Source organism: Saccharopolyspora sp. 6V (assembly GCF_020176785.1).
Lineage (GTDB): Bacteria > Actinomycetota > Actinomycetes > Mycobacteriales > Pseudonocardiaceae > Saccharopolyspora_C > Saccharopolyspora_C gregorii.
On record NZ_JAIUKB010000230.1, the window covers coordinates 1 to 1,576 of the forward strand.

The window sequence follows — 1,576 nt, forward strand, 5'->3', positions numbered from 1 at the left end:
CGGGTGTGGTGGGGGTTCCGGCGCCGAGAGCGGGGATGCCGTCGTGGTGGTGGGGTGTGGCGTTGAAGGTGGTGGTGCCGGGTCCGGTGCCTGCGAGGGCGCGTTGGGCGTGGTCGATGAGTTCGTGGAGTTCGGCGGTGACGTGCTGGTAGGTCTGTTCGGCTTCGCGGTGGACCCAGGCGATGGAGGATCCGGGCAGGATGTCGTGGAACTGGTGCAGGAGCACGGTTTTCCACAGGCGGTCGAGGGTGTCGTGGGGGTAGTCGTGGCCGAGGGTGGTGTGGGCGGTGGTGCACCAGAGTTCGGCTTCGCGCAGGAGGTGTTCGCTGCGGCGGTTGCCTTGTTTGGTGCGGGCTTGGGAGGTGTAGGTGCCGCGGTGGAATTCGAGGTAGAGCTCGCCGGTCCAGACGGCGGGGTCGCGGTGGTCGGCTTCGGCGGCGGTGAAGAATTCGGCCGGTGAGTGGAGTTCGACGGTGGGTGAGCCTTCGAGGTCGGCGAGGCGGTGGGCGCGGGCGAGCATGTCGCGGGTGGGTCCGCCGCCGCCGTCGCCGTGGCCGTAGGGCACGAGGGATCGGGTGGCGTGGCCGTGTTCGGCGAAGTTGCGGCTGGCGTGGGCGAGTTCGGCGCCGGTGAGTTCGGCGTTGTAGGTGTCGACGGGTGGGAAGTGGGTGAAGACGCGGGTGCCGTCGATGCCTTCCCACCAGAAGGTGTGGTGGGGGAACTTGTTGGTCTGGTTCCAGGAGATCTTCTGGGTGAGGAACCAGCGGGATCCGGAGTGGCGGACGAGTTGGGGTAGTGCGCCGCTGTAGCCGAAGGAGTCGGGTAGCCAGACTTCTTGGGTGTCGATGCCGAATTCGTCGAGGTAGAAGCGTTTGCCGTGGAGGAATTGGCGGGCGAGGGCTTCGGAGCCGGGCAGGTTGGTGTCGGATTCGACCCACATGCCGCCGACGGGGACGAATTGGCCGGTGCGGACGTGTTCGCGGACGCGGTCGAAGAGGTCGGGGTGGTGTTGTTTGAGCCAGGCGAGTTGTTGGGCTTGGGACATGGCGAAGGTGAAGGCGGGGTCGCGGGTCATGAGTTCGGTGACGTTGGCGACGGTGCGGGCGACTTTGCGGATGGTTTCGCGTTGGGGCCAGAGCCAGGCGGAGTCGATGTGGGCGTGTCCGGTGGCGCTGATGCGGTGGGTGGTGGTGTGGGCGGGGCGGTGGAGTGCGGTGGTGAGTTCGTGGCGGGCGGCGGGTGCGGTGGTGTGGATGTCGTGGAGGTCGAGGCGGTCGAGCATGCGTTCGAGGGCGCGGAGGATGTCGTGGCGGCGGGGTGAGTCGGTGGGGAGTTCGTGCATGAGTTGGGCGAGGACTTCGGTGTCGTGGACGAGTTCGTGGACGGTGAGGTCGCGGATGGCGAGGTCGGCGCGGGTGAGGCGGTAGAGGGGTGTGCCGGTGGTGGTGCCGCCGTCGAGCCAGGGTGGTGGGTCGCCGAGGTGGGTGGGTCGGTAGCCGTTGTCGCCGAGGATGAGGGGGTTGGCGGCGGCTTCGACGTACCAGGTGAGGGGTTGTCCGGGTGGGGTGTGGACGGG

At 68.1% G+C, this 1,576-nt stretch carries 1 protein-coding gene; it reads right to left on the reverse strand.

The annotated features are described in order from the left end of the window. Positions 1-1,576: alpha-mannosidase (locus LCD35_RS29660; protein WP_374108159.1), on the reverse strand; the 1,576-nt coding region annotated here is incomplete at both ends.